A 2581-nucleotide genomic window follows, 5' to 3' on the forward strand; every position below is an offset into this window, starting at 1 on the left:
CCCCGGCCCGACGCCTTGGCGATCCCTCGGAATTCGCAGCAGTAGCTGCATTCTTGGCCAGCGCCCGCGCGGCCTATGTCAGCGGCGCGCTGATCGTCATCGATGGCGGGCTGAGTGCAACCGCCTGAACAATTCGTCGCAATAGGAGCCGTCGCATGAACGAAGCCAATGCAAGCACGGAAAACCAAGGCATTGTGGGCGATTTTGAGCTTGGCACGCTTCTTTTCGAGGCAGGTTGCGCCACGGTGAAGCTTGGAGAAGCCGCCAAAGCCACGGATGGTGGCCGAATTAACCGGCTTGAAGCTTCATTCAAGGAGACCTTGTCGTCAGCCTGCCGATGGCGGTTGTGGAGTTCGAAATGAGCCAAGACTGGGACGACGGAGGAGCATCGCAATGTCTGGACAACTCGTAATTCAGGTGCAGAAGGATACCAGCAGCTCATCGGAATTGATGGCAAAGTAGTCTGCATTTCAGGCTCGAGCCACGGTCTAGGGAAGTCGCTCGCCACCTGCTTTGGACGGTTGGGTGCGAAGATAGCCCTTTCCTTGCACAATATTGAAGAGCTGATGCAAGCAGAGGCCGAACTTGCGGAAGGAATCAGCGTGACGGCTATCCGCGCTGATGTACGGTCGCATGACGATTGCAGGGCACTGATCAGTGGCACGGTGGACCGATTTGGGCAGATCGATGTGACGGTCTGCAACGCAGGTATCGACATCATTGAGCCAGCGCATTCATATGAAGAGCCGGAATGGGACGAAATTGTCGAAACATTCTGCGTTGCAACTACTATTGTGCCAAGTTTGCCGCCCAGGCAATGCAGGAACGGCCGGAGCATCATCATCATCACTACTAAAGGACAACTGCTATTATGACGGATTCCAAAAAGGTCGTTATCGTTACCGGCGCAACGTCCGGGATAGGGGACGCCGTCGTACAGGCCTTCGGCGCAATGGGCGCTTCACTCGTCTTAGTTGGCCGCGATCACGAGCGTGGCCAACGCTACGCGGTTCAGAAACTCGGTTGTCCAGCTCAATTGATGCTCGGTGATGTAGCTGATTCCGGCTTCGCCGACCAAGTCATTGCTTCTACCGTCGAGCGGTATGGAAAGGTGGATGTCCTGGTCAACAGCGCCGGAATTATCCGGCGGGGAACTGCGGTTGAAACCTCGGATGACGATTGGCGCCAGACATTCGATGCCAATGTCAGTGGTGTCTTCTATTTTAGCCGCGCCGCAGTGAAGTCCATGCGAACGACCGGGTGGCGGGAGCATTGTCAATATAGCCTCCAACGTTGGCTTGGTTGGTTGTTCGAATCTGGCTGCCTACTGTGCGTCAAAGGGCGCGGTGGTTCTGCTCACTCGAGCCATGGCCCTAGATCACGCCAAAGAGCAAATCAGCATCAATGCCGTCTGTCCCGGGGCCGTTGATACACCCATGCTCGTGTCGGCTCACAACAAGCCGGCTACGGCGGACGAGATCCTGCAGAGGAATATCGATTCAATACCGCAGGGGCGCCTCGCCCACGCCGAAGGAAATAGCGAGCTTGACGGTGTTTCTGACGAGCGAACAGGCGAGGCACATCACCGGCGTCGCTGTTCCGATAGATGGCGGCTTCACGGCAGGATAGGAGGGATCCATGGGTAACCGGCTATCAGGCAAGGTTGCCGTCGTGACGGGCGGCAACCGAGGAATAGGGCGGGCGATTGCCGAGAGGCTCGCTGAAGAAGAGGCAGTGGTTGTCGTCGGCGACCTGGTTGGGGAGCCTGCCGCCTTTGGCAGCAGCGTTCCCGAGCTCGTGTTTTTGCATCTAGACGTCACCAAGGAGGTTTCGATCCGAGCATTCGTTGACGAGGTCCTACTGAGGTTCGGCAGGATCGATGTACTGGTCAACAATGCTGGTAAGGTCATTCATAGGTCCTTCGACGAACAGACTGCCGGGGATTGGGACGGGCTCATGGCGGTCAATCTCCGGGGTCCGTTTTTAATGGCCAAGTACGTGGTCCCGGAAATGAGACGTAGCGGCTTGGGAACGATCGTCAACATCGGGTCGGTGGAAGGCTATATGGTCAACCCTTGGCATACTGCCTACGCGGCCACGAAGGCCGGCGTGCATGGTCTCACGCTGGGACTGGCAGTTGACCTCGGGCCGGATGGTATACGTTGCAATACCGTGTGTCCCGGTTGGATCGATGCCGAGCTGAATCGTGCGTATCTCGAGATGCACCCGGACCGAAGCTTGATCGAGCGGGAATTGTCGCAACTTCACCCGGTAGGAAGGACAGGCGCCCCATGCGCAGTGCCGTCTTGATCCGGCTGTTGTCGCGGAGGGTCAACTCTTCCGAAAGGAGGATGTCCATGGCTTCGAGGGCGGCGATCTCGCCTTGCTCGAGCCGGCGCACGATATGATCGAGCGCTTCGAGCGCTCGTGGCATCTTCAGGCCGACGAGATCGTGGCGGATTCCGGTCGATTGTGGATAGCGTGGTATCGAGCGCATTCGTCATGGACGCTGCTCCTTCGCCATCACCCGGGCGACGGCATCGTAGAAGGCCAACGGGCGCTGAGCGACCCTGTCGCCTGA

The 2581-nt window shown here is 57.9% G+C and carries 5 protein-coding genes and 3 pseudogenes; 7 read left to right on the forward strand and 1 reads right to left on the reverse strand.

Features of this window, described 5'->3' with window-relative positions; all coding sequences use genetic code 11:
* The 7 genes and pseudogenes from NKH01_RS35060 to NKH01_RS35090 form a co-directional block, all read left to right on the forward strand.
* Window positions 1–128, forward strand: a 128-nt coding sequence (locus NKH01_RS35060) for an SDR family oxidoreductase (RefSeq protein ID WP_353024733.1), incomplete at its 5' end; no start/stop codon positions are given.
* Window positions 129–155: 27 nt separating this feature from the next.
* Entirely contained in the window at window positions 156–362 is a 207-nt protein-coding gene (locus tag NKH01_RS35065; RefSeq protein ID WP_353024730.1) for a hypothetical protein, read from the forward strand.
* A 105-nt stretch (window positions 363–467) separates the two neighbouring features.
* The gene (locus NKH01_RS35070) at window positions 468–875 is read left to right on the forward strand and encodes an SDR family NAD(P)-dependent oxidoreductase (RefSeq protein ID WP_353024734.1); all 408 of its coding nucleotides are present in this window, start codon (window positions 468–470) and stop codon (window positions 873–875) included.
* Window positions 872–1192 (forward strand): annotated as a pseudogene (locus NKH01_RS35075) (SDR family NAD(P)-dependent oxidoreductase); the annotation flags it as partial. The gene NKH01_RS35070 and the pseudogene NKH01_RS35075, both read left to right, overlap by 4 nt.
* 106 nt (window positions 1193–1298) lie before the next feature.
* Window positions 1299–1472, forward strand: a pseudogene (locus NKH01_RS35080) (SDR family NAD(P)-dependent oxidoreductase); the annotation flags it as partial.
* Window positions 1405–1629, forward strand: a complete 225-nt coding sequence (locus NKH01_RS35085; protein WP_353024731.1) for an SDR family oxidoreductase — start codon at window positions 1405–1407, stop codon at window positions 1627–1629. The pseudogene NKH01_RS35080 and the gene NKH01_RS35085, both read left to right, overlap by 68 nt.
* A gap of 9 nt (window positions 1630–1638) precedes the next feature.
* Window positions 1639–2310, forward strand: a complete 672-nt coding sequence (locus NKH01_RS35090; protein ID WP_353024732.1) for an SDR family NAD(P)-dependent oxidoreductase — start codon at window positions 1639–1641, stop codon at window positions 2308–2310.
* Here NKH01_RS35090 and NKH01_RS35095 read toward each other — a convergent pair.
* A pseudogene (locus NKH01_RS35095) lies at window positions 2279–2504 on the reverse strand (AAA family ATPase); the annotation flags it as partial. The gene NKH01_RS35090 and the pseudogene NKH01_RS35095 sit on opposite strands and share 32 nt — an antisense overlap.
* Window positions 2505–2581: the final 77 nt, after the last annotated feature.

Source organism: Mesorhizobium sp. M1403 (assembly GCF_040317695.1).
Lineage (GTDB): Bacteria > Pseudomonadota > Alphaproteobacteria > Rhizobiales > Rhizobiaceae > Mesorhizobium.

Coding starts and splice junctions, on each gene's coding strand:
- NKH01_RS35065 (WP_353024730.1), top strand. CDS start 156: ATGAACGAAGCCAATGCAAGCACGGAAAACCAAGGCATTGTGGGCGAT.
- NKH01_RS35085 (WP_353024731.1), top strand. CDS start 1,405: ATGCCGTCTGTCCCGGGGCCGTTGATACACCCATGCTCGTGTCGGCTC.
- NKH01_RS35090 (WP_353024732.1), top strand. CDS start 1,639: ATGGGTAACCGGCTATCAGGCAAGGTTGCCGTCGTGACGGGCGGCAAC.